This window comes from Photorhabdus sp. P32 (genome assembly GCF_038085095.1).
Classification (GTDB): Bacteria; Pseudomonadota; Gammaproteobacteria; order Enterobacterales; family Enterobacteriaceae; genus Photorhabdus; species Photorhabdus luminescens.
Map to the genome: position 1 here is coordinate 18,434 of NZ_JAZGJN010000283.1, position 26,975 is coordinate 45,408.

Here is a 26,975-nt window from a genome sequence, read left to right on the forward strand (position 1 = left end):
ATGAAAGATAGCATTACTAAAAAAGCGGAAAGTGTTCTTAAATCCGCATTCCTCTCTCAGACATCAGAAAATATAACCAATAATGTAAAAAATGTACCTGCTCTGTCACGTAGCTGCGTCGTAGTCGGGGGAACGACCCTCGCAGTATTCTGTGCCGAACAAATTCAGGCAGCTGGGCATACGATACAAGCAATGCTGACTACCGATACCGTTCTGCAAACATGGGCTGCCCGGCAAGGGATAGTTTGTGTGAGCTCTGTTGAGGCATTGCAAGCGCAAATTGCGCAACACCCTGTGGACTGGCTTTTCTCAATCGTTAACCCGGTTATCTTGCCTATGTCGCTGATTGGGCAGGTTCGCAGCGGTGCTTTTAATTATCACAATAGCCCACTACCACGTTATGCGGGCAGTCATGCAACTTCTTGGGCATTGTTAGCGCGGGAGACATATTATGCCGTTTCGTGGCATTGCATTGAGGCGGGGGTGGACACCGGTGATATTGCCGTGCAATGGCCGGTATCTATCGAGGAACACGATAATGCGTTTTCATTGAATCTGAAATGTTATCAGGCGGCTCAGGAAGGGTTTATCAAACTGCTTCGGGATCTTGAGCAGGGAAAGTTGGCGACTTATCCGCAGGATCTGACACAACGGAGTTTTTATGCTCAGTCCCGTCGTCCCGATAGTGGGGGGTATCTGTGTTGGCAGCAGCCGGGTGAGGCACTTTCAGCTTTAGTACGGGCGTTAGATTTTGGCGAAAATTATTTAAATCCACTGGGCTGTCCGAAACTGTTGCTGAAATGGGGTACAGTGCGGATTTCCTGGCTTCAACGGCTGAATCACTACTCTGAGGAAGCACCCGGTACGCTGATTGCGGTAGAAGAAGATGCCTGGCAGGTAGCAACCGGAAGCGAGGATGTTCGGATCGGAGGGTTTGCCACACTTGAGGGTAAATTACTGTCCGTCGGGGAACTTGCCGATATCTCAAAACTCCAGCCAGGTAAGCAGTTGCCTCTGCTCACCCCACAGCAGGCTCAAAATGTAAAAGATACCCTCCAGGCACTCGCGCCCAGTGAATCATTCTGGCGTGAGCGTCTTGCCTCTTTACTTCCACTGCAATTACCTTTCGAAACTGCCGGAAAGTCAACAACACCTAAATGGGAATTAAGTGCTTGGCAACCTCCGTTGTTAAAGAATGATGAAAAAGCCCCATTGCAAACGTTGTTACAAACATTTGCTATTTATCTTGCACGTTTAACTCATCAGACCGAATTCCAAATCGGTTGGTGTGTGGATAGAGTAAAAGATGAACCAGATATGTTGTCTGGTTTAGCGCCAGTAGTGCCAATGACTGTTAAAGTAGAATTTGATCAGCCGTGGTATGCGGTAGCGAACTGGATGAATGATGAGCTTGCACGGCTGGCGCAGCATCGTACATTTTGCCGTGATCTCCTTTCTCGTTCTCCTTCGTTGTGTGCTATTCCGGCATTAACAACAAGCCGCCCGTTGCGGGTTGCCGTCTCTTTCATACCGGATGATAAACCGTGGGAGCGGAATGCGTTAGGTGAATTGCTGACACTCCAGATTAATGCTCAGGGTGGCTTTCGCTGGATCTACGACGCGTGTCGCTTGAAAGCGGAAACGATTCATCGGATGAGTGAACATTTACAGGTGTTGGCATCATCGGCAGAAGAAAAGGATGACATTCCCGTCTGGCAACTTAATTTGTTGCCTGAATCTGAACGCACGCTGCTGCTGGAAACTTGGAATGCAACCCAGACGCGATACCGTGACAAAACATGCATTCACTGGTTATTTGAGCAACAGGCAGAGAAAACCCCAGACGCGATAGCGCTGGTGTATGAAGAGCTCATTCTCAGTTATGCCGAATTAAATGCCCGTGCTAATCGGCTGGCGCATCAACTGATTACATTGGGAATCGCACCAGAGCAGCGGGTGGCGATTTGCGTCTCGAGTTCGCCAGCGAGGATAGTGGGGCTACTGGCAGTCCTGAAAGCCGAGGGCGCTTATGTACCGCTAGACCCGGCTTATCCGGGGGAACGTCTGGTTCATATTTTAACCGATGCTGCGCCAGCTATTGTGCTGGCGGATAATGCCGGATGTGTCGCGTTAGGCGAAAAAGTGTTAGCGGCGTTAACTGTACTAGATCCGAATATCCTGCCTGATCAGCCGGATAGTAACCCACAGGTATTGGCATTAACCCCACGCCATCTGGCGTATGTGATTTATACCTCCGGTTCAACCGGCATACCAAAAGGCGTGATGGTCGAACATCGTGGGCTGGTTAACCTTATTCAGGAAAAAATCGCTCAGTTTGATATCCAGCCGGGTAGCCGGATGTTGCAGTTTGCCTCATTTGGCTTCGATGCCAGCGTATGGGAAACCATGATGGCATTGTGTAGTGGGGCCACTTTGGCGATCCCTGCCGATACGGTTCGTCAGGAACCCCGTTATCTCTGGCATTATCTGGAAGAACAGGCGATAACTCACGTCTGCCTGACACCAGCCCTGCTCCGGGAGGGGAGCGATTTACCGGAAATGACGATAAGACCGACGTTGATACTCGGTGGAGAAGCACCCAGTGCAACGTTGCTTCAAGTACTAAGTCGTCGGGCAACGGTGTTTAATGCCTATGGCCCGACAGAAATCACAGTGTGTGCGGCCACTTGGCGTTGTCCGTCAGACTACACCGAAGGCGTCATTGCTATTGGACGTCCGACAGCGAACACACAGGTTTATTTGCTGAATAGTGACGGCCAGCCGGTGCCGTTAGGGGCGGTTGGAGAGATCTATATTGGCGGCGTGGGGGTGGCAAGAGGCTATCTCAACCGCCCTGATTTGACGGCGGAACGTTTTCTGGCAGATCCGTTTAGCGATAAGCCGGACGCCCGCCTGTACCGTACTGGGGATTTGGCCCGTTATCTGCCGGATGGCAATCTGGAATTCTTGGGCCGTAATGACCAACAGGTGAAAATCCGTGGTTTCCGCATTGAACCGGGAGAAATCGAAGCCCGATTGCTGGAACACCCGGCAGTGAGCGAAGCGCTGGTGCTGGCTTTGGGGAACGGTCAGGATAAACGGTTGGTGGCTTATGTGGCAGCAGAAGAGGATGACCTGCTGGTTAACAGCTTGCGTGCCTATCTGAGCGCCATTTTGCCGGATTATATGGTACCGGCGGCTTTTGTACGTTTGGATACCTTCCCGTTGACGCCGAACGGCAAACTGGATCGCCGGGCGCTACCAGAGCCGGGGGAAAATGCCTTTGCCCGGCAGGTTTATGCAGCACCACAAGGGGAGACAGAAACTCTGCTAGCTGCCATTTGGAGCGAATTGTTGGGTATTGAACAGGTCAGTCGTCATGATAGTTTCTTTGCCCTGGGCGGTCATTCGTTGCTAGCGGTACGAATGGTTGAACGTCTGCGTAATGCGGGGTTAACACTGGCAGTACGTGATTTATTCCGCTCCCCAGTGTTATCTGAATTTGCCCAAACAGTTGGGCAGTCACCGGCGGTGGTAGTGCCGGCGCATGTCATGACCCCGGTGACCACGGCACTTACACCCGAAATGTTGCCGTTGATTGATCTCACTCAGTCTGAGATTGACCATATTGTGGCACAGGTACCGGGTGGGGTTGCCAATATTCAGGATATTTATAGTTTGTCACCGTTGCAGGATGGCATTTTGTTCCACCATCTACTGGCGAATAAAGGTGACCCGTATCTATTTGTTAGCCAGATGACCTTTGCTGACCGCGCTCTGTTGGACAACTATTTAGTGGCAGTGCAACAGGTGGTTAATCGCCACGATATTCTGCGTACCGCCTTTGTGTGGCAAGGATTATCAGCGCCGGTACAAGTGGTTTGGCGTCAGGCGCAATTATCAGTCACTGAACTGACGCTAGACCCGATTGATGGACCGGTTCGTGACCAATTAGCTCAACATTTTGCCCCACATCACCATCGCCTCGACTTGAACCAAGCACCCTTGTTGCACTTTGCGGTAGCGCAGGAGGACGATGGCCGTTGGAGCGTAGTGCAATTGCTGCATCATCTGATTGGCGACCATACGACGCTGGAAGTGATGAACGGTGAAATTCAGGCTTACCTTGCCGGACAGGAAGAGAACTTGCCTGTGCCGATCCCTTTCCGCAATCTGGTGGCTCAGGCCCGGTTGGGGGTAAGTCAGGCCGAACATACCCGCTTCTTCACTGATATGCTGGCTGAGGTGGATCAACCGACGTTGCCATTTGGGTTGACGGAGGTACATCAGGATGGTTCACAGGTGACGGAATCGCACCGGATGTTACCCGCTACGTTGAATGACCGCCTGCGTGGTCAGGCCCGGCGTCTGGGCGTCAGTTTGGCGACTTTGTGCCATTTAGCCTGGGCACAAGTTTTATCGCGTACCAGCGGACAGGCGAAAGTGGTGTTCGGCACCGTATTATTTGGACGAATGCAGACAGGGCAAGGCACTGACAGCGGTATGGGGCTGTTTATCAATACTTTGCCGTTGCGGCTGGATATAAATGACATCTCAGTACAGGACAGTGTACAGGCTGCGCATACCCGGCTGGCGGAATTGCTGGATCATGAACATGCGTCACTGGCATTGGCCCAGCGTTGCAGTGGGGTGCCAGGGGAAATTCCACTCTTCAGTGCTTTGCTGAACTATCGACATAATGATCAACTGACGATCTCAAATAAAGTGGTGCCGGGTATTGAATTCCTTGGCGCACAGGAGCGAACTAACTATCCGTTTGTGCTGTGCGTGGAGGACGGTGGCTCTAGTTTAGGATTAACCGCTCAAGTGGTACAGCCGTTTGAGTCGGAACGAGTATGTAGTTATATGCAACAGGCGCTGGAAAGTCTGGCAGCGGCGCTTGAACATCACCCGAAGACACCGATACAAACATTGAATATTTTGCCGGCAGCGGAGAAAAAGTTGCTGCTGGCAACCTGGAATGCAACCGAAACATCGTATCCAGATCATGGTTGTATTCACCGACTGTTTGAGCAATGGGCAGAGAAAAGTCCAGATGCCACGGCGTTGGTGTATGAAGAACATACCCTCAGCTATGCCGAACTTAATGCCCGCGCTAACCGGCTGGCGCATCAACTGATAGCGTTGGGAGTCACGCCGGACCAACGGGTGGCGGTTTGTGTCTCACGATCACTGGCAATGGTGGTGGGAGTATTGGCGGTGCTGAAAGCCGGGGGCGCCTATGTGCCGCTGGATCCAGTTTATACCGGTGAACGTCTGGCGCATATCCTGACCGATGCGGCCCCCGCTATTGTACTGGCGGATAACATCGGGCGGGATGCACTGGGAGAGGACGCGCTGGCAGGGCTGACGGTACTTGACCCGAATAATTTGCCTGATCAACCGGACAGTAACCCACAAGTGCCAACATTGACGGCACAGCATCTGGCGTATGTGATTTACACCTCGGGTTCGACCGGCACGCCGAAAGGGGTGATGGTCGAACATCGTCATATCCTGCGTTTGTTCGATGCCACTGAATCCTGGTATCACTTTAACCGGCAAGATATTTGGTGCCTGTTCCATTCCATTGCGTTTGACTTCTCGGTGTGGGAATTATGGGGAGCCTTACGCTACGGCGCTAAACTAGTGCTGGTACCGCATGCGATTGCCCGTTCACCCCAGGAGCTGCATCAATTCGTGTGTCAGCACGGCATCACGGTGTTGAATCAGACCCCCAGCGCCTTCAAAGCCTTGATTGCCAGTTATATCGCCAATCCGTTACCGGACTGCTTGCGCTATATCATCTTTGGCGGGGAAGCACTTGATCCGAGTATTCTGAAACCGTGGTATGCCCTGCGTGAGGAGACGTTGCCTCAGTTGGTGAATATGTACGGTATCACGGAAACCACAGTTCACGTCACTTACCGGGCACTGAATCGCCATGATGTGGAACAGACCACGAGTCCTATTGGTACGCGTATCCCGGACTTAACCCTCTATCTACTGGATAAATATAGTCAGCCAGTACCGTTAGGCGCCGTAGGTGAGTTATATATTGGCGGGGCTGGTGTGGCACGAGGTTATCTCAATCGTCCTGAACTGACTGCGGAACGTTTTCTACCGGATACGTTCAGTAGTGAACCGGATGCCCGGATGTACCGGACCGGGGATTTGGCCCGCTACCTACCGGACGGTAATCTGGAATTCCTGGGCCGTAATGACCAGCAAGTGAAAATCCGTGGTTTCCGTATTGAACCGGGGGAAATCGAAGCCCGATTGCTGGAACACCCGGCGGTGTATGAAGCGGTTGTGCTAGCGCTGGATGATGGCCAGGACAAACGCTTGGTAGCTTATATAGTGGCAGAAGCAGATCCAGCATTGGTTAACCATCTGCATACTCACTTAAGTATGGTGTTACCAGATTATATGGTGCCGGCCGCTTTTGTGCGTCTGGATGCCTTCCCGTTGACGCCAAACGGCAAATTGGATCGTCGGGTATTACCAGCCCCAGGGGAAGAAGATTTTGCCCGGCAGATTTACGTCGCGCCATTAGGAGAGATGGAAACCACACTGGCGACTATCTGGCGTGAATTACTCGGTGTTGAGCGGATTAGTCGATATGACAACTTTTTCGCGCTGGGCGGCCATTCGCTGTTGGCGGTGCGGATGATAAACCGGATAGCGGCGTTGGGGATTGAATTACCGCTGTCCACGTTGTTTACATTCCCGTCTTTGATGGCCTTTGCTGAAGCGATGCGTACCCGGTTTGATGCGTCAGATGAGGTATTGCCCGCCATCGTTCCATTATCCCGTAAAGACCCATTACCGTTGTCATTTGCGCAACAGCGTTTGTGGTTCCTGGCCCAACTTGACGGGGAGAGTGAAACCTATAATATTCCGTTGGCTCTGCGTTTGCGTGGTCGACTAGATATCGCCGCCTGGCAACAGGCGCTTGATACGCTATTTGCCCGTCACGAAGCATTGCGCTCTGTTTTTGTTGCTGTTGACGGCCAGCCGCAGGTGGAGTTGTTGCCAGCGGCATCAGGCTTGTTGATGAGAAAATATGATCTGCGTGACACGCTTGATGTGGAGGCGCAGCTTGCCTCTCTCTCTGCTCAGGAAGCCAGTGCGCCATTTGATCTTGCCCGTGGCCCCTTAATTCGTTCCAGCTTGATACAACTGACTAATGATGATCATGTTTTCTTGCTGACCCAGCATCATATTGTTTCCGATGGTTGGTCTTTAGGGATACTAAAATCAGAACTGGAGGCGCTTTATTCGGCTCACTTGAACCAACAGCCGGATTCGTTGCCGCCGTTGACGATTCAGTATCCTGATTACGCCGCCTGGCAGCGTCAATGGTTGTCGGCTGAACGCATACAGTCCCAATCTGATTATTGGCGCGCGAGACTGGTTGATGCGCCGGTTCTACTGGATTTACCGACTGACCGGCCGCGCCTGCCTCAGCAGTCGTTTGCCGGGGCCTTATTGCCCATCAATCTGGATGCAAATTTAACCCAATCTCTTAAGCGCCTGAGTGAACAGCAGGGCGTCACATTATTTATGACCCTGTTGGCTGCCTGGGCGACAGTTCTGTCACGTCTATCAGGTCAGGAAGATCTGGTTATCGGTACGCCAAGTGCTGGTCGCGGTCGGCAGGAAGTGGAATCTCTGATTGGCTTTTTTGTGAACACACTGGCGTTGCGGATGGATTTATCCGGTGCGCCGAATGTGGCGGAATTGCTGGCGCGTGTGCGACAAACCGCTCTGGCGGCACAGGAACATCAGGACCTACCATTTGAGCAGGTGGTGGAAATCGTGCAACCGCCGCGCCGACTGGCGCATACCCCGTTGTTCCAGGTGATGTTTGCCTGGCAGAACAATGAGAACACAAAATGGCGGCTGCCGGGGCTGGCGGTTTCACCGGTCGAGCAGGCGTTTAATGTGGCTAAGTTCGATCTTGAGCTGAATTTGTTTGAGGTGGAAGGCCAGATTGTCGGTTATCTGAATTATGCCACCGTTCTATTTGATCAACCGACCATTGAGCGGCAGGTGGGCTATCTCCATACCGTACTGCGAGAGATGGCGGCTAACCCTCAACAGCCGGTCAGGAAAATCGATATCCTGACCGTGGCGGAACGTGAGTTGTTATTGGAAACCTGGAACGCGACCGAAATGTCGTATCCAGATTACGGTTGTATTCACCGATTGTTTGAGCAACAGGCAGAGAAAAACCCGGATGCCACGGCTCTGGTGTATGCGGGGCAAGTCCTCAGTTATGCCGAATTAAATGTCCGTGCTAATCGGCTGGCGCATCAACTGATTACATTGGGAATCGCACCAGAGCAGCGGGTGGCGATTTGCGTCGCGAGTTCGCCAGCGAGGATAGTGGGGCTGCTGGCAGTACTGAAAGCCGGAGGAGCCTATGTGCCGCTAGATCCGGCTTATCCAGGGGAACGTCTGGTTCATATTTTAACCGATGCTGCGCCGACTATTGTGCTGGCGGATAATGCTGGACGTGCCGCGTTAGGCGAAAAAGTGCTGGCAGCGTTAACTGTACTGGATCCGAATTCGTTGCCCAACCAACCGGACAGCAACCCGCAAGTATCGGCATTAACCCCACGCCATCTGGCGTATGTGATTTACACCTCTGGTTCAACCGGCATACCAAAAGGCGTGATGGTCGAACATCGTGGGTTGGTTAACCTTATTCAGGAAAAAATCGTTCAGTTTGATATCCAGCCGGGTAGCCGGATGTTGCAGTTTGCCTCATTTGGCTTCGATGCCAGCGTATGGGAAACCATGATGGCATTGTGCAGCGGGGCCACTTTGGCGATCCCTGCCGATACGGTTCGTCAGGAACCCCGTTATCTCTGGCATTATCTGGAAGAGCAAGCGATAACTCACGCTTGCCTGACCCCGGCCCTGCTCCGGGAAGGAGCCGATTTACCGGAGATGACGATAAGACCGACGCTGATACTCGGTGGTGAAGCGCCCAGCGCAACGCTGCTTCAGACACTGAGTCGTCGGGCAACGGTGTTTAATGCCTATGGCCCGACGGAAATCACAGTGTGTGCGGCCGCTTGGCGTTGTCCGTCAGATTACACTGAGGGCATCATTGCTATTGGGCGTCCGACAGCGAACACACAGGTTTATTTGCTGAATAGTGACGGCCAGCCGGTGCCGTTAGGAGCGGTTGGTGAGCTCTATATTGGCGGAGTGGGGGTGGCGCGAGGCTATCTCAACCGCCCTGATTTAACGGCGGAACGTTTTCTGGCCGATCCGTTTAGCGATAAGCCGGACGCCCGCCTGTACCGCACCGGAGATCTGGTCCGCTACCTGCCGGATGGTAATCTGGAATTTCTGGGCCGTAATGACCAACAGGTGAAAATCCGCGGTTTCCGCATTGAACCGGGGGAAATCGAAGCCCGGTTGATGGAATACCCGCCAGTGAGCGAAGCGCTGGTGCTAGCTCTGGGCGACGATCAGGATAAACGGTTGGTGGCTTATGTAGCGGCAGAAGCGGATAAGGAGTTAGTTAACCATCTGCGTGCTCATTTGAGTGCCATTTTTCCGGATTATATGGTGCCGGCGGCCTTTGTACGTCTGGATACTTTCCCGTTGACGCCAAACGGCAAATTGGATCGCCGAGCATTGCCAGCACCGAAGGTGGAAGCCTTTGCCCGACAGGTTTACGCAGAGCCGCAAGGGGAGACAGAAACTCTGCTAGCTGCTATTTGGAGCGAGTTGTTGGGTATTGAACAAATCAGTCGGCACGACAGTTTCTTTGCTCTGGGCGGTCATTCGCTGTTGGCGGTGCGGATGGTTGAACGTCTGCGTAACGCGGGGCTAACGCTGGCGGTGCGTGATTTATTCCAATCCCCGGTATTGTCCGCATTTGCCCAGACAGTAGGACAGTCACAGGCGGTGGTGGTGCCGGCGAATGTCATTACTCTAGAGACCTCGGAACTCACACCCGAGATGTTGCCGTTGATTGATCTGACTCAATCAGAAATTGACCATATCATTACACAAGTACCGGGTGGAATTGCCAATATTCAGGATATCTATGCCCTGTCGCCGTTGCAGGACGGTATTCTGTTCCACCATCTACTGGCGAATAAAGGTGACCCGTATCTATTGGTCAGCCAGATGACCTTTGCTGACCGTGCCCTGCTGGACAACTATTTAGTGGCAGTGCAACAGGTGATTAACCGTCACGATATTTTGCGTACTGCTTTCATCTGGCAAGGATTATCAGTGCCGGTACAAGTGGTTTGGCGTCAGGCGCAATTGTCAGTCACTGAACTGACACTAGACTCGGTTGATGGACCGGTCCGTGACCAGTTAGCTCGACATTTTGACCCGCGTCGGTATCGCCTCGACTTGAACCAAGCACCCTTGCTGCATTTTGCGATGGCGCAGGAAGACGATGGCCGTTGGAACGTGCTGCAATTGCTGCATCATCTGATTGGCGACCATACGACGCTGGAAGTGATGAATGGCGAGGTTCAGGCTTATCTTGCTGGACAGGAAGAGAACTTGCCTGCGCCAGTCCCTTTCCGCAATCTGGTGGCTCAGGCCCGGTTGGGCGTAAGTCAGGCCGAACATACCCGCTTCTTTACTGATATGTTGGCTGAGGTGGATGAACCAACGCTGCCGTTCGGGTTGACGGAGGTACATCGGGACGGTTCACAGGTGACGGAATCGCACCGGATGTTACCCGCTACGTTGAATGGCCGCCTGCGCAGTCAGGCCCGGCGTCTGGATGTCAGTTTGGCTACGTTATGCCATCTGGCCTGGGCACAGGTGTTGTCGCGCACCAGCGGACAGGCGAAAGTGGTGTTCGGCACCGTGCTGTTTGGGCGGATGCAGGCCGGGCAAGGGGCTGACAGCGGTATGGGCCTGTTTATCAATACCTTGCCGTTGCGACTGGATATGGATGAGATCTCGGTGCAGGACAGTGTGCGGTTAGCCCATACCCGGTTAGCCGGATTGTTGGCGCATGAACATGCTTCACTGGCGTTGGCTCAACGTTGCAGTAGAGTGTCAGGGGAAGCGCCCCTGTTTAGCGCATTACTGAACTACCGGCATAGTGCGCAGCCGGTTACCAAGGATGCCATCATCAGCGGTATTGAAATCCTTAGCGGTCAAGAGCGCACGAACTATCCGTTTGTCTTGTCGGTGGAAGATTTTGGTCATGCTTTGGGATTGACGGCGCAAATCGTTCAACCGATTGATCCGGAGCGAATATGTAGTTATATGCAACAGGCGTTGGAAAGTCTGGCAGAAGCGCTTGAACAGCAGCCAGAGACACCGGTACAGGCATTGAATATCTTGCCGGCAGCGGAGAAAAGGTTGTTGCTGGAGACTTGGAATGCGACTCAGGCGCCGTATCCTGACCAGAATTGTATTCACCAGCTATTTGAACAACAGGCAGAAAAGACGCCTGATGCGATAGCGCTGGTGTATGGAAAACACATTCTCAACTATATGGAATTAAATGCTCGCGCCAACCGGCTGGCTCACTGGTTAATTGGTCAGGGTATCCAACCGGATGACCGGGTCGCTGTGCAGTTAGAACGTTCTATTGAACTGGTGGTGGCTCAGTTGGCTATCCTCAAGGCTGGGGCCGTTTATGTGCCGATCGATCCCCGAGTGCCGGATGAGCGGCAGCACTGGCTGATAAACGACTGTGCAGCTAAATTGTTGCTTACGGATATCCCGGTTGAACTGGCCGCTATCAGTGAGAAGGATTACCGCAACCCTGACTTGCCTCGCTCCAGTACTGCTCTGGCCTATATCATGTACACCTCTGGCTCAACCGGTACGCCTAAAGGGGTGATGGTGCCGCATCGGGCGGTGATTCGGCTGGTCATCAATAACGGGTACGCTGAAATCGGGCCGGATGAGCGGGTGGCATTTGCAGCTAACTCGGCTTTCGATGCTAGCACTTTCGAAGTCTGGTCGCCGTTGCTCAATGGCGGCGTGCTGGTGGTGATTGATCATGCCACGTTGCTGGCGCCTAAAGAATTTGTTCAGGCATTACAGATTTATTGCATTACCGTGCTGTGGCTGAGTGCCGGGCTATTTAACCGCCTGGCGGCGGAGTTATCCCCGGTTCTCCCGCAGCTCAAAATTCTGATTGTCGGCGGCGATGTATTGGACCCACATGTGATTAGACAAGTTCTGCGTGATAACCCGCCGCAACAGTTATTGAATGGTTATGGGCCAAGTGAGGGCGCCACCTTTACCACCACCTACCGTATTACAGCGTTACCGTCAGGAATGACCCAGATCCCCATTGGTCGGCCGATAGCCAATACGCGGATTTATCTGTTGGATACCAGGGGTCAACCAGTACCGTTGGGTGTGGAAGGAGAGATTTATATCGGCGGAGATGGGGTTGCTTGTGGCTATCTTAATCGCCCTGAGTTGACCGCAGAACGTTTCCTGCCGGATGCATTTAGTGATGAACCGGATGCCCGGATGTACCGCACCGGAGATTTAGCCCGTTACCTACCGGATGGCAATCTGGAATTCCTGGGCCGTAATGACCAGCAGGTGAAAATCCGTGGTTTCCGCATTGAACCGGGGGAAATCGAAGCCCGGCTGATGGAACATCCGGCGGTGAATGAAGTGGTTGTGCTGGCAATGGGGGATGAGCAGGACAAACGGCTGGTGGCTTATGTCGTAGCAGAAGCGAATGAGACGTTGGTTAACCATTTGCGTACTCATTTAAGTGCGGTGTTGCCGGATTATATGGTGCCGACCGCTTTTGTTTGTCTGGATGCCTTCCCGTTGACGCCGAACGGCAAGCTGGACCGCCGGGCGCTCCCGGCACCGGGGGAAGAGGATTTTGCCCGGCAAATTTACGCTGCGCCATCAGGGGAGATGGAAATCACATTGGAGGCTATTTGGCGTGAATTACTGGGTGTCGAGCGGATTAGCCGATATGACAACTTTTTCGCCCTAGGCGGCCATTCGCTATTGGCGGTGCGAATGATAAACCGGATAGCGGCATTAGGGATTGAATTACCGCTGTCCACATTGTTTACATTCCCGTCTTTGATGGCCTTTGCTGAAGTGATGAGTGCTCAGTTTGATGAATCGGACAGAATATTACCTGCTATCGTTCCTCTATCCCGCGAAGGCCAATTACCGTTGTCATTTGCGCAACAGCGTCTGTGGTTCCTGACCCAGTTTGAGGGGGTGAGTGAGACCTATCATATTCCGTTGGCCTTACGTCTACATGGTCAGTTGGATATTGCCGCTTGGCAACAGGCGCTCGATACCCTATTTGCTCGCCATGAAGCATTGCGCTCTGTTTTTGTTACTGTTGACGGCCAACCACAGGTGGAATTGTTACCGGCGGCATTAGGCTTGCCGATGAAAAAATATGATCTGCATGACACGTCTGATGTGGATGCGCAGCTTGCCTCTCTTTCTATTCAGGAAGTTGGTACGCCGTTTGATCTTGCCCGTGGCCCATTAATTCGTTCTGCTCTGGTACAACTGGCTAATGATGAACACGTTTTCTTGCTGACCCAGCATCATATTATTTTCGATGGCTGGTCTGTCAGCGTATTGATGCGTGAATTGAATACCCTTTACACTGCATTTCTGGCGGGACAACCGGCTCCATTGTCTCCGTTGACAATTCAGTATCCTGATTACGCCGCCTGGCAGCGCCAATGGCTGTCGGCTGAACGCATACAGTCCCAATCTGATTATTGGCGTGAGAGACTGGCTGACGCGCCAGTTTTACTGGATTTGCCGACTGACCGGCCACGTCCGCCTCAGCAGTCGTTTGCCGGGTCCCTATTGCCCGTCAGTTTGGATGCGGAATTAACCCAATCCCTTAAACGTCTGAGTGAACAGCAGGGCGTCACATTATTTATGACCCTGTTGGCGGCTTGGGCGACGGTTCTGGCGCGTTTATCAAATCAGGAAGATTTGGTTATCGGTACACCGAGTGCCGGTCGCAGTCGGCAAGAAGTAGAATCTTTAATCGGCTTCTTTGTCAATACGCTAGCGTTGCGGATGGACTTATCCGGTGCACAGAATGTGGCGGAATTGCTGGCGCATGTGCGGCAAACTGCACTAGCGGCACAGGAACATCAGGATCTGCCGTTTGAACAGGTAGTGGAAATCGTGCAACCGCCGCGTCAACTGGCGCATACCCCGTTGTTCCAGGTGATGTTTGCCTGGCAGAACAATGAAAACACGGAATGGCAGCTACCGGGGCTGACAGTTTCACCTGCCGAGCAACTCATCGATATCGCTAAATTTGATCTTGAATTGAGCCTGTCTGAGGTGGATGGCTGCATTGTCGGTTATCTGAATTATGCCGCCGCTCTATTTGATCAACCGACTATTGAACGGCAGGTGGGCTATCTCCACACCGTACTGCGGGCGATGGTAGCTAATCCTCAACAGCCGGTCGGGAAAATTGATATCCTGACCGTGGCGGAACGCAAGCTGTTATTGGAAACTTGGAACACGACCAAAACGTCGTATCCAGATCACAGTGGTATTCACCGACTGTTTGAGCAATGGGCAGAGAAAAACCCGGATGCCACGGCACTAGTGTATGAAGGGCAAGTCATTAGTTATGCCGAATTAAATGCGCGTGCTAATCGGCTGGCGCATCAACTAATTGCATTAGGTGTGGCGCCCGATCAGCGAGTGGCGATTTGTGTGGCACGTTCACCAGCAATGATAACCGGGTTGTTAGCGGTACTGAAAGCTGGTGGAGCCTATGTGCCGCTGGATCCGACTTATTCTGGCGAGCGTCTGAAGCATATTCTGGCTGATGCCGAGCCGGCTATTTTGTTGGCGGATAATACCGGACGTGCTGCGTTGGGTAAGAAGGCACTTGCAGATTTGATTATGCTCGATCCGAATATCCTGTTTGACCAAACGGACAGTAATCCGCAGATACCTGAATTGACTGAACGACATTTGGCCTATGTGATTTACACTTCGGGTTCTACTGGCACACCGAAAGGGGTGATGGTGGAACATCGTGGGGTAGTTAACCTAGCTCTGGCTCAAATTACCCGGTTTAGTGTTGATGAAACCAGTCGGATATTGCAATTTGCCTCATCAGGTTTTGATGCCAGTGTCTCGGAAATCATGACAGCGTTAAGTGGCGGGGCCTGTTTGGTTATTCCTACCGATATCATTCGCCAAGACCCGCGTCGTCTTTGGTCTTATCTGGAAAAACAAGCAGTGACGCACGCTTTCCTGCCACCAGCTCTGTTCCGGGAAGAAAGCGATTTACCGGTAATAGCGATAAAGCCTACGTTAATATTTGCAGGAGAAGCGCCGGGTTCAACCCTGTTCCGGGCGTTATGTGATCGGGTAAATCTGTTCAATGATTATGGCCCAACGGAAATCACAGTTTGCGCCACCTCTTGGTCTTGCCCACCAGACTATACGGATACGTGGGTTCCTATTGGGCGCCCAACAACCAACACACGGATTTATCTGCTGGATACTTATGGTCAGCCGGTACCGTTGGGGGCAATAGGTGAGTTGTATATCGGTGGTGTGGGTGTCGCGCGTGGTTATCTCAATTATCCTGAGTTAACCGCTGAACGTTTCCTCACTGATCCGTTCAGTAATGAACCCGATGCCCGGATGTACCGCACTGGGGATTTGGCCCGTTACCTGCCGGACGGCAATCTGGTATTCATTGGCCGTAACGATCAGCAAGTTAAAATTAGGGGGTTCCGTATTGAGCCGGAAGAAATTGAAGCGCGGCTGACAGAACATCCTGCGGTAAGCGGAGCATTAGTACTGGCATTAAGTAGCGGACAGGAAAAACGGTTGGTGGCTTATGTGGTGGCAGAGCCAGATGACGGATTGACGGCGAGTTTGCGTGAATATCTGAGTGCCATTTTGCCTGATTATATGGTGCCAGCGGCCTTTGTACGCCTGAATGCCTTCCCGTTGACCCCAAGCGGTAAGCTGGAGCGCCGAGCACTGCCCGCCCCGGGGGCGGATGCCTTTGCTCGTCAGGTTTATGCAGCGCCGCAAGGGGAAACAGAAACCCTATTGGCCGCTATCTGGAGCGAATTGTTGGGTATTGAACAAATCAGTCGGCACGACAGTTTCTTTGCCCTAGGCGGCCATTCTCTGCTTGCAGTGCGGATGATTGAACGTCTGCGTAACGCGGGGTTAACGCTGGCAGTGTATGATCTGTTCCAATCCCCGGTATTGTCCGCATTTGCCCAAACAGTAGGGCAGTCACAAACGGTGGTGGTGCCGGAGAATGTCATTACCCCGGCGACCACGGCACTCACACCTGAAATGTTGCCGTTGATTGAGCTGACCCAAACTGAGATTGACTATATTGTGGAACAAGTGCCGGGCGGAATGGCTAATATTCAGGATATTTATGCCTTGTCGCCGTTGCAGGACGGTATTCTGTTCCATCATTTATTGGCGAATAAAGGCGATCCGTATCTATTGGCTTATCCTATGGCCTTTGCTGATCGATCCTTACTGGATTGTTATCTGGCGGCAGTGCAACAGGTGATTAATCGCCATGACATCCTGCGGACTGCCTTTGTCTGGCAAGGATTATCCGTTCCGGCCCAGGTAGTCTGGCGTCAGGCGCCGTTATCAGTTGTCGAACTGACGTTAGATCCTACTGACGGGCCAGTTTATGAGCAATTAGATCAACGTTTTGATCCGCGTCAGCATCGTCTCGATCTAGGCCAGGCGCCACTGTTACGTTTTGTTATTGCACAGGAAACCGATGGTCGCTGGATTGCACTGCAATTGCAGCATCATTTGATTGGCGACCATACCACAATGGAAGTGATGCACCGCGAAGTTCAGGCGTATCTTACCGGGACTGGGGACAATTTGCCTGCGCCGATCCCTTTCCGCAATTTGGTGGCTCAGGTTCGTCTGGGGGGGGATCAGGCCGAGCATATCCGCTTCTTTACTGACATGTTGTCTGAGGTGGATGAACCGACGCTGCCGTTCGGATTGACGGAAGTATATCGGGATGGTTCTCAGATGACCCAATCGTACCGAATGTTGCCCGCTATACTGAACAACCGCTTGCGTAGTCAGGCTCGGCGTCTGGGTGTCAGCTTGGCGGCGCTATGCCATCTGGCCTGGGCACAGGTATTGTCACGTACCAGCGGACAGGCGAAAGTGGTATTCGGTACCGTCTTGTTTGGGCGGATGCAGACAGGGCAAGGGACTGACAGCAGTATGGGGCTGTTCATTAATACTTTGCCGTTACGGCTGGATATAGATGATACCCCAGTAAGGGGGAGTGTACAGGCAGCACATGCCCGGCTAGCCGAATTACTGGAGCATGAACACGCTTCACTGGCACTGGCTCAACGTTGCAGTGGGGTACAAGGTGAAGTTCCACTCTTTAGTGCTTTGTTGAACTACCGGCACAGTACGTTATCCGCGACTTCGAATGAAATCATGAATGGCGTTGAGTTCCTTGGCGCGCAGGAACGTACCAACTATCCGTTTACTCTATCGGTGGAGGATTTTGGTAATGCGTTGGGACTAACAACGCAAATTGCCCAGCCATTTGATCCGGAACGGATGTGTGGTTATATGCAACAAGCGCTGGAAAGTTTGGCAGAAACACTTGAGCTGGCCCCGGAAACGCCGGTACGGACGTTGGAAATTTTGCCCGAAACTGAACGCACATTGTTACTAAAAACCTGGAATGCGACTGAAACTGCCTATTCTAATTCGCTGTGTATCCACCAATTATTTGAACAACAAGTGGCGAAAAACCCGGATGCCACGGCACTGGTATATGAAGAACAGATGTTCAGCTATGCGGAATTGAATACTCGTGCTAACCGACTGGCCCATCAACTGATTGCGCTAGGTGTTGCGCCAGACCAGCGAGTCGCGATTTGTGTTACACGTTCACTGACGATGGTCGTGGGCTTACTGGCGGTGTTAAAAGCGGGCGGCGCCTATGTTCCATTGGACCCGGCTTATCCGCGGGAACGTTTGGCATATATTTTGACCGATGCAGCACCGGCTATTTTGCTGGCGGATAATGCCGGATGTGTCGCACTGGGTAAGGACGCTCTGGCAGGACTGACGGTACTGGATCCGAATACGCTGCCCGATAAGCCGGACAGTAACCCGCAAGTGCCCGCACTGACTGCGCAGCATCTGGCGTATGTAATTTACACCTCCGGTTCCACCGGCACACCAAAAGGCGTGATGGTTGAGCATCGTGGGCTGGTTAATCTTATTCAGGATAAAATCGCCCAGTTTGACATTCATTCAGGCAGCCGGCTGTTGCAGTTCGCCTCATTGAATTTCGATGCCAGTGTTTGGGAAATCATGATGGCGTTGGGCAGTGGAGCCAGTCTGATTATTGCTGTCGATATCATCCGTCAGGACCCGCTTCGTCTCTGGCACTATCTGGAACAACAGGCAGTGACCCATGCCTGTCTGACCCCGGCTTTGCTTCGGGATGGGGGCGATTTACCGGCGCTAACGATAACACCGACAGTGATATTAGGCGGTGAAGCACCCAGTGCAACGCTATGTCAGGCACTCTGTAGTCGAGCGACGCTGTTCAATGCCTATGGCCCGACAGAAATCACGGTGTGTGCGACGACCTGGCGTTGTCCGACAGACTACACAGATACGTTAGTGCCTATCGGCCATCCGACGGCGAATACCCAGATTTATTTGCTGGATATCTACGGCCAGCCGGTGCCGTTGGGGGCCGTGGGTGAATTGTATATCGGCGGCGCAGGGGTGGCGCGTGGCTACCTTAATCGTCCTGAGCTGACCGCTGACCGCTTCTTAGCTGACCCGTTTAGTGGGATGCCGGATGCGCGGATGTATCGGACCGGGGATTTGGCCCGTTATCTGTCAGATGGCAATTTAGTCTTTGTTGGTCGTAATGACCAGCAGATTAAAATCCGGGGTTTCCGGGTTGAACCGGGTGAAATTGAGACCCGGTTGACAGAATACCCGGCGGTGCGTGAAGCGGTAGTGTTAGCGCTGGGTGAGGAGCACGATAAGCGTCTGGTGGCTTGGGTGGAGGCAGAAGAAAACGCTGAGTTGGTGAATAACTTGCGTACTCATCTGAGCGCAATTTTGCCGGATTACATGATACCGGCGGCTTTTGTCCGTTTGGATACCCTGCCGTTGACGCCGAATGGAAAACTGAACCGTCTGGCCTTGCCGGCACCGGATGCAGAAGCATTTTCCCGTCAGGTTTACGCAGCGCCACAAGGCGAAACAGAGATAGCGCTGGCGGCTATCTGGCGTGAATTACTGGGGATTGAGCAGGTGGGGCGGTATGACAGTTTCTTTGCTCTGGGCGGCCATTCTCTGCTTGCGGTGCGGATGATGAACCGAATAGCGGCTTTAGGCATTGAATTGCCGCTGACCACGTTGTTTAAATCACCGACACTGGCAGCCTTTGCTGAGGTCATGGGGACTCAGTTTGGTGAGCAGAGCAATAACGCGTCTGCTATGCGGCCGATATCCCGTGAGGGGGCATTACCGTTGTCATTTGCGCAACAGCGTCTGTGGTTCCTGGCCCAGTTTGAGGGAGTTAGCGAGACTTATCATGTCCCAATGGCCCTGCGTTTACGTGGTCAGTTGGATATTGATGCCTGGCAGCAGGCGCTGAATCGCGTATTTGCCCGTCACGAGGCGTTGCGTTCCATTTTTATCACGATGGAGGGTCAGCCTCAGGTCGAATTATTGCCGGCTAACTTGGGTTTGCCGATAAGCAAACACGATCTGCGTAAAGTGTCTGATGCGGATAAACAGCTTGAGCTTTTATGTACACAGGAAGCAGAGGCGCCATTTGATCTTGCTGGCGGTCCGTTAATCCGAGCAGGTCTGATACAACGGGCTGATGATGATTACCTCTTTTTGCTGACTCAGCATCATATTGTGTCAGATGGCTGGTCGACTGGCGTGCTAATGCATGAGTTGAGCGCCCTCTATACCGCTTTTTCAGCGGGGCTGCCCGATCCGTTGCCGCCACTGGCAATTCAGTATCCTGATTACGCCGCCTGGCAGCGCCAATGGTTGTCGGCAGAACAGATACAATCTCAATCTGATTACTGGCGCACCAATCTGGCTGACGCGCCAGTTTTACTGGATTTGCCGACTGACCGGCCACGTCCGCCTCAGCAATCATTTGCCGGAAATATGTTGCCCGTCAGTTTCGATGCGGAGTTAACCCAATCCCTTAAACGTCTGAGTGAACAGCAGGGAAATACGTTATTTATGACCCTGTTATCAGCCTGGGCTACTGTGCTATCGCGCCTGTCAGGTCAGGATGATGTGGTGATCGGTACCCCAAGTGCGGGCCGAAATCGTCAAGAAATAGAATCCCTCATCGGTTTTTTTGTCAACACACTGGCTTTACGTATCGACTTATCGGGGGAACCAAATGTGGAGGAGTTGCTTGCACGCGTGCAGCAAACCGCACTGGCGGCCCAGGAACATCAGGACTTGCCGTTTGAACAGGTAGTGGAAATCGTACAACCGCCACGCCACCTGGCACATACCCCACTGTTCCAGGTGATGTTTGCCTGGCAGAACAATGAGAACATGGAATGGCGGTTACCGGGATTAACCATTTCACCCGCCGATCAACCTATCGATATCGCTAAGTTTGATCTTGAATTGAGCCTGTCTGAAGTGGACGGCCGGATTGTCGGTTATCTGAACTATGCCGCCGCCCTGTTTGATCAATTTACCATTGAGCGACAGGTAGGCTATCTCCATACCGTACTGCGAGAAATGGCGGCTAACCCTCAACAGCTGGTTGGAAAAATCGATATCCTGACTGTGGTGGAGCGCAAGCTATTACTGGAAACCTGGAATGCAACCCAGACGCCATATCCTGACCAGACATGTATTCACCGGCTGTTTGAACAACAGGCGGTGAAAATCCCTGACGCGGTAGCGCTGGTGTATGAAGAATGCATTCTCAGCTATGCCGAATTAAATGCCCACGCCAATCGACTGGCCCGCCAGTTAATTAAGCGGGAGATACAGTCGGATGATCGGATTGCGGTGCTGTTAGAACGTTCTATTGAGCTGGTCGTGGCTCAATTGGCAATTCTCAAAGCCGGTGCCGTTTATGTGCCAATCGATCCCCATGTACCGACTGAGCGGAAAAACTGGCTGATAAACGACTGTTCAGCCAAATTATTACTCACCGATATTCGGGTTGATCTGGCGATCCCCCAGTTTTGTCTGGTCGATGAGATGCTCACTATTGGGGAAGAAGATCACCGCAATCTTGACTTACCTCGTTCCAGTACCGAATTGGCCTATATTATGTATACCTCCGGCTCGACCGGTACGCCAAAAGGAGTAATGGTGCCGCATCGGGCGGTGGTTCGGCTGGTCATCAATAACGGGTACACCGATATCGGGCCGGATGATCGGGTAGCGTTTGAGGCCAACCCGGCTTTCGATGCCAGCACCTTTGAAGTTTGGTCGCCATTGCTTAATGGCGGCACGCTGGTGGTAATTGATCACGCTACATTACTGACGCCTAAAGAGTTTGTTCAGGCATTGCAGACTTATCGCATTACGGTGCTGTGGCTGAGTGTCGGGCTGTTTAACCGACTGGCGGCAGAGTTGTCCCCAGTGTTGCCGCAAATCAAAATCCTGATTGTCGGCGGCGATATTCTTGATCCACATGTCATTGCCAAAGTTCTGCGAGATAGCCCGCCGCAACAGTTATTGAATGGCTATGGGCCAAGTGAAGGGACTACCTTTACCGCCACCTACCGTATTGCAGAATTATCGCCAGAAATGACCCGGATACCCATCGGTCGGCCAATCGCCAATACGCGGGTTTATCTGTTGAATACCTATGGTCAGCCAGTGCCGCAGGGGGTAATCGGTGAGATTTATATCGGTGGAGATGGGGTTGCCTGTGGCTATCTCAATCGTCCCGAACTGACCGCGGAACGTTTTCTGTCGGATCCGTTTAGTGATAAGCCGGATGCTCGCCTGTATCGGACTGGGGATTTGGCCCGTTACCTGCCAGACGGCAATCTGGAGTTCTTGGGCCGTAATGACCAGCAGGTGAAAATCCGTGGTTTCCGTATTGAACTGGGGGAAATTGAAGCCCAGTTGATGGAGCATCCGGCGGTGAATGAAGCGGTTGTGTTAGCGCTGGATGATGGGCAGGACAAACGGTTGGTGGCTTATGTAACGGCAGAAACAGATGAGGAGTTGGTTAACCATCTGCGTACTCATCTGAGCGCCATTTTGCCGGATTATATGGTACCGGCAGCGTTTGTACGTCTGGATACCTTCCCGTTGACGCCGAACGGAAAATTAGATCGTCAGGCATTACCGGCGCCGGGGGAGGAAGCTTTTGCCCGGCAAATTTATGAAGCACCGCAGGGAGAAGCAGAAACCCTATTGGCCGCTGTCTGGAGCGAATTGTTAGGCATTGAGCAGGTGAGTCGGCACGATAGCTTCTTTGCCCTGGGCGGCCATTCTCTGCTTGCAGTGCGGATGATTGAACGTCTGCGCCATGTTGGGCTAAAGCTGGCGGTACGTGACCTGTTTCAATACCCGGTGTTATCGGCATTTGCCCAAACAGTAGGGCAATCACCGACGGTGGTGGTGCCAGAGAATATCATCACCCCAGCGACCACGGCGCTTACACCCGAAATGTTGCCGTTGATTGATCTGATTCAATCAGAAATTGACCATATCATTACACAAGTACCGGGTGGGGTTGCCAATATTCAGGATATCTATGCCCTGTCGCCGTTGCAGGACGGTATTCTGTTCCACCATCTACTGGCGAATGAAGGTGACCCGTATCTATTGTTCAGCCAGATGACCTTTGCTGATCGTTCATTGCTGGATCGTTATCTGGCGGCAATGCAACAGGTGGTTAATCGCCACGATATTTTACGTACTGCTTTTATTTGGCAAGGATTGTCAGCGCCAGCTCAAGTGGTCTGGCGTCAGGCTCAATTGTCAGTCACTGAACTGACATTGGACCCGGTTGATGGGCCGATCCGTGACCAGTTAGCTCAACATTTTGATCCACGTCGCTACCGTATTGATCTGCAACGAGCCCCACTGTTGCACTTTGCGGTGGCGCAGGAGGACGATGGCCGTTGGAGCGTATTGCAATTGCTGCATCATCTCATTGGTGACCATACCGCAATGGAAGTGATGCACCGCGAAGTTCAGGCGTATCTTACCGGGCTGGGGGACAATTTGCCGACGCCGGTCCCTTTCCGCAATCTGGTAGCTCAGGTCCGTCTGGGGGTGAGTCAGGCCGAACATACTCGCTTCTTTACTGATATGTTGGCTGAAGTGGATGAACCAACACTGCCATTTGAGTTGACCGAGGTCCATCGGGATGGTTCGCGGGTGACGGAATCGCACCGGATGTTACCTGCTACATTGAATGACCGCCTGCGCAGTCAGGCCCGGCGCCTGGGCGTCAGTTTGGCGACTTTGTGTCATTTGGCTTGGGCACAGGTGTTGTCACATACCAGCGGTCAGGAAAAAGTGGTATTCGGCACTGTGCTGTTTGGCCGGATGCAGGCCGGGGAAGGGGCAGACAACGGTATGGGGCTGTTTATCAATACCTTGCCGTTGCGACTGGATATGGATGATACCCCGGTGCAGGACAGTGTACGGGCAGCGCATACTCGGTTAGCTGGATTGCTGGAGTATGAACATGCGTCACTGGCGCTGGCTCAACGTTGCAGTGGAGTGCCGGGGGAAGCGCCCCTGTTTAGTGCTTTGCTGAACTATCGGCATAGTGAGCAGTCGGTTACCACGGATGCCATCATCAGCGGTATTGAATTCCTGGGCGGGCAAGAGCGCACGAACTATCCGTTTGTCTTGTCGGTGGAGGATGTTGGTCACGCTTTAGGATTGACGGCGCAAATTGTTCAACCGATTGATTCGGAGCGGATATGCGGTTATATGCAACAGGCGCTGGAAAGTCTGGCAGTGGCGCTTGAACAGCGTTCGGAGATACCGGTACGAGCACTGAATATCTTACCGGCAGCGGAGAAAAAGCTGCTGCTGGAAACCTGGAATGCAATCGAAACATCGTATCCAGATTATGGTTGTATTCATCGACTGTTTGAACAATGGGCAGAGAAAAGTCCCGATGCCACAGCACTGGTGTATGAAGAACACACCCTCAGCTATGCCGAGCTTAATGCCCGCGCTAACCGGCTGGCGCATCAACTGATAGCGTTGGGAGTCGAACCGGACCAACGAGTGGCGGTTTGCGTGTCACGTTCACCGGCAATGGTGGTGGGAGTATTAGCAGTGCTGAAAGCCGGGGGGGCCTACGTGCCGTTAGATCCGGTCTATACCGGTGAGCGTCTGGCACATATCTTGACCGATGCGGCCCCCGCTATTGTACTGGCGGATAACATCGGGCGGGATGCACTGGGAGAGGACGCGCTGGCAGGGCTGACGGTACTTGACCCGAACAGTCCGCCTGATCAGCCGGACAGTAACCCACAAGTGCCGGCATTGACGGCGCAGCATCTGGCGTATGTGATTTACACCTCGGGTTCGACCGGCACGCCGAAAGGGGTGATGGTCGAACATCGTCATATCCTGCGTTTGTTCGACGCCACTGAATCCTGGTATCACTTCAACCGGCAAGATATTTGGTGCCTGTTTCATTCCATTGCGTTTGACTTCTCGGTATGGGAATTATGGGGAGCCTTACGCTACGGCGCTAAACTGGTGCTGGTCCCGCACGCGATTGCCCGTTCACCCCAGGAGCTGCATCAATTCGTGTGTCAGCACGGTATCACCGTGTTGAATCAGACCCCCAGCGCTTTCAAAGCCTTGATTGCCAGTTATATCGCCAATCCGTTACCGGACTGTTTGCGCTATATCATCTTTGGCGGAGAAGCACTCGATCCGAGTATTCTGAAGCCGTGGTATGCCCTGCGTGAAGAGACATTGCCTCAGTTGGTGAATATGTACGGTATCACGGAGACCACCGTTCACGTCACTTACCGGGGACTGGGTCGCCATGATGTAGAACAGACCACAAGTCCTATTGGCACGCGGATCTCGGACTTAACCCTCTATCTGCTGGATAAATATGGTCAGCCAGTACCGTTAGGCGCCGTAGGTGAGTTGTATATTGGCGGGGCTGGTGTGGCACGGGGTTATCTCAATCGCCCTGAACTGACGGCGGAACGTTTTCTACCGGATACATTCAGTAGTGAACCGGATGCCCGGATGTACCGGACCGGGGATTTGGCCCGCTACCTACCGGACGGTAATCTGGAATTCCTGGGCCGCAATGACCAACAGGTGAAAATCCGTGGTTTCCGTATTGAGCCGGGAGAAATCGAAGCCCGATTGCTGGAGCACCCAGCAGTGCATGAAACGGTTGTGCAGGTGATGGGCGACGGTCAGGACAAACGGCTGGTGGCTTATGTGGTGGCAGAAGTGGACGAAGAGTTAATTAATCGTCTACGTACTCACTTAAGTGGAATTTTACCGGATTATATGGTGCCGGCCGCCTTTGTCTGTATGGATGCCTTCCCGTTGACACCGAACGGCAAACTGGATCGCCGAGCGTTACCAGCACCGGGGGAAGATGCCTTTGCCCGTCAGATTTATGCAGCACCACAAGGGGAGACAGAAACTCTGCTAGCCGCTATCTGGAGCGAGTTGTTGGGTATTGAACAGGTGAGTCGACATGACAGCTTCTTTGCCCTGGGTGGTCATTCGCTGTTAGCAGTGCGGATGATTGAACGTCTGCGTAATGCGGGGTTAACGCTGGCGGTGCGTGATTTATTCCAATCGCCGGTGTTATCGGCATTTGCTCAAACAGTTGGGCAATCACCGTCGGTGGTGGTGCCGGCGAATGTCATCACCCCGGCGACCACGGCGCTTACCCCCGAGATGTTGCCATTGATTGATCTCACTCAGCCTGAGATTGACCATATCATTGCACAAGTACCGGGTGGGGTTGCCAATATTCAGGATATTTATGCCCTGTCACCGTTGCAGGATGGCATTCTGTTCCACCATTTGCTGGCGAATAAAGGAGATCCGTATCTGCTGGCCGGTCAGATAGTCTTTGCTAACCGCGCCCTATTGGACAATTATCTGGCGGCAGTACAACAGGTGGTTAATCGCCACGATATTCTACGTACCGCCTTTGTTTGGCAAGGATTATCAACGCCAGTTCAGGTGGTCTGGCGTCAGGCGCAATTGTTAGTCACTGAACTGACGCTAGATCCAGTTGATGGGCCGGCCCGTGATCAGTTAGCTCAACATTTTGATCCGCGTTGCTATCGTATTGATCTGCAACGAGCGCCACTGTTGCGCTTTGCGGTGGCGCAGGAGGACGATGGCCGTTGGAGCGTACTGCAATTGCTGCACCATCTGATTGGCGACCATACCGCAATGGAAGTGATGCATGGCGAGATTCAGGCTTATCTTGCCGGACAGGAAGAGAAGTTGCCTGTGCCGGTTCCTTTCCGCAATCTGGTGGCTCAGGTCCGGTTGGGGGTAAGTCAGGCCGAACATACCCGCTTCTTTACCGATATGTTGGCTGAGGTGGATCAACCGACGCTGCCGTTCGGGTTAACGGAGGTACATCGGGATGGTTCACAGGTAATGGAATCGCACCAGATGTTACCCGCTACGTTAAATGATCGTCTGCGCAGTCAGGCTCGGCGTCTGGGCGTCAGTTTGGCAGCGTTGTGTCATCTCGCCTGGGCACAGGTGTTGTCACGTACCAGCGGACAGGAGAAAGTGGTGTTCGGCACCGTGCTGTTTGGGCGGATGCAGGCCAGAGAAGGTGCTGACAATGGCATGGGCCTGTTTATCAATACTTTGCCGTTGCGATTAGATATGGATGATACCTCGGTGCAGGACAGTGTGCGATTAGCCCATACCCGGTTAGCCGGATTGCTGACGCATGAACATGCATCACTGGC

The 26,975-nt window shown here is 52.8% G+C and carries 1 protein-coding gene (cut by a window edge); it reads left to right on the forward strand.

Translation table 11 applies throughout. The annotated features are described in order from the left end of the window. On the forward strand, nt 1-26,975 hold the 5' portion of the coding sequence (locus V2H77_RS17015) for a non-ribosomal peptide synthase/polyketide synthase (RefSeq protein ID WP_341499746.1). 22,072 nt of this gene lie beyond the right edge of the window; the window shows 26,975 of its 49,047 coding nt (coding positions 1-26,975); it begins with the start codon at nt 1-3; the stop codon falls past the right edge of the window.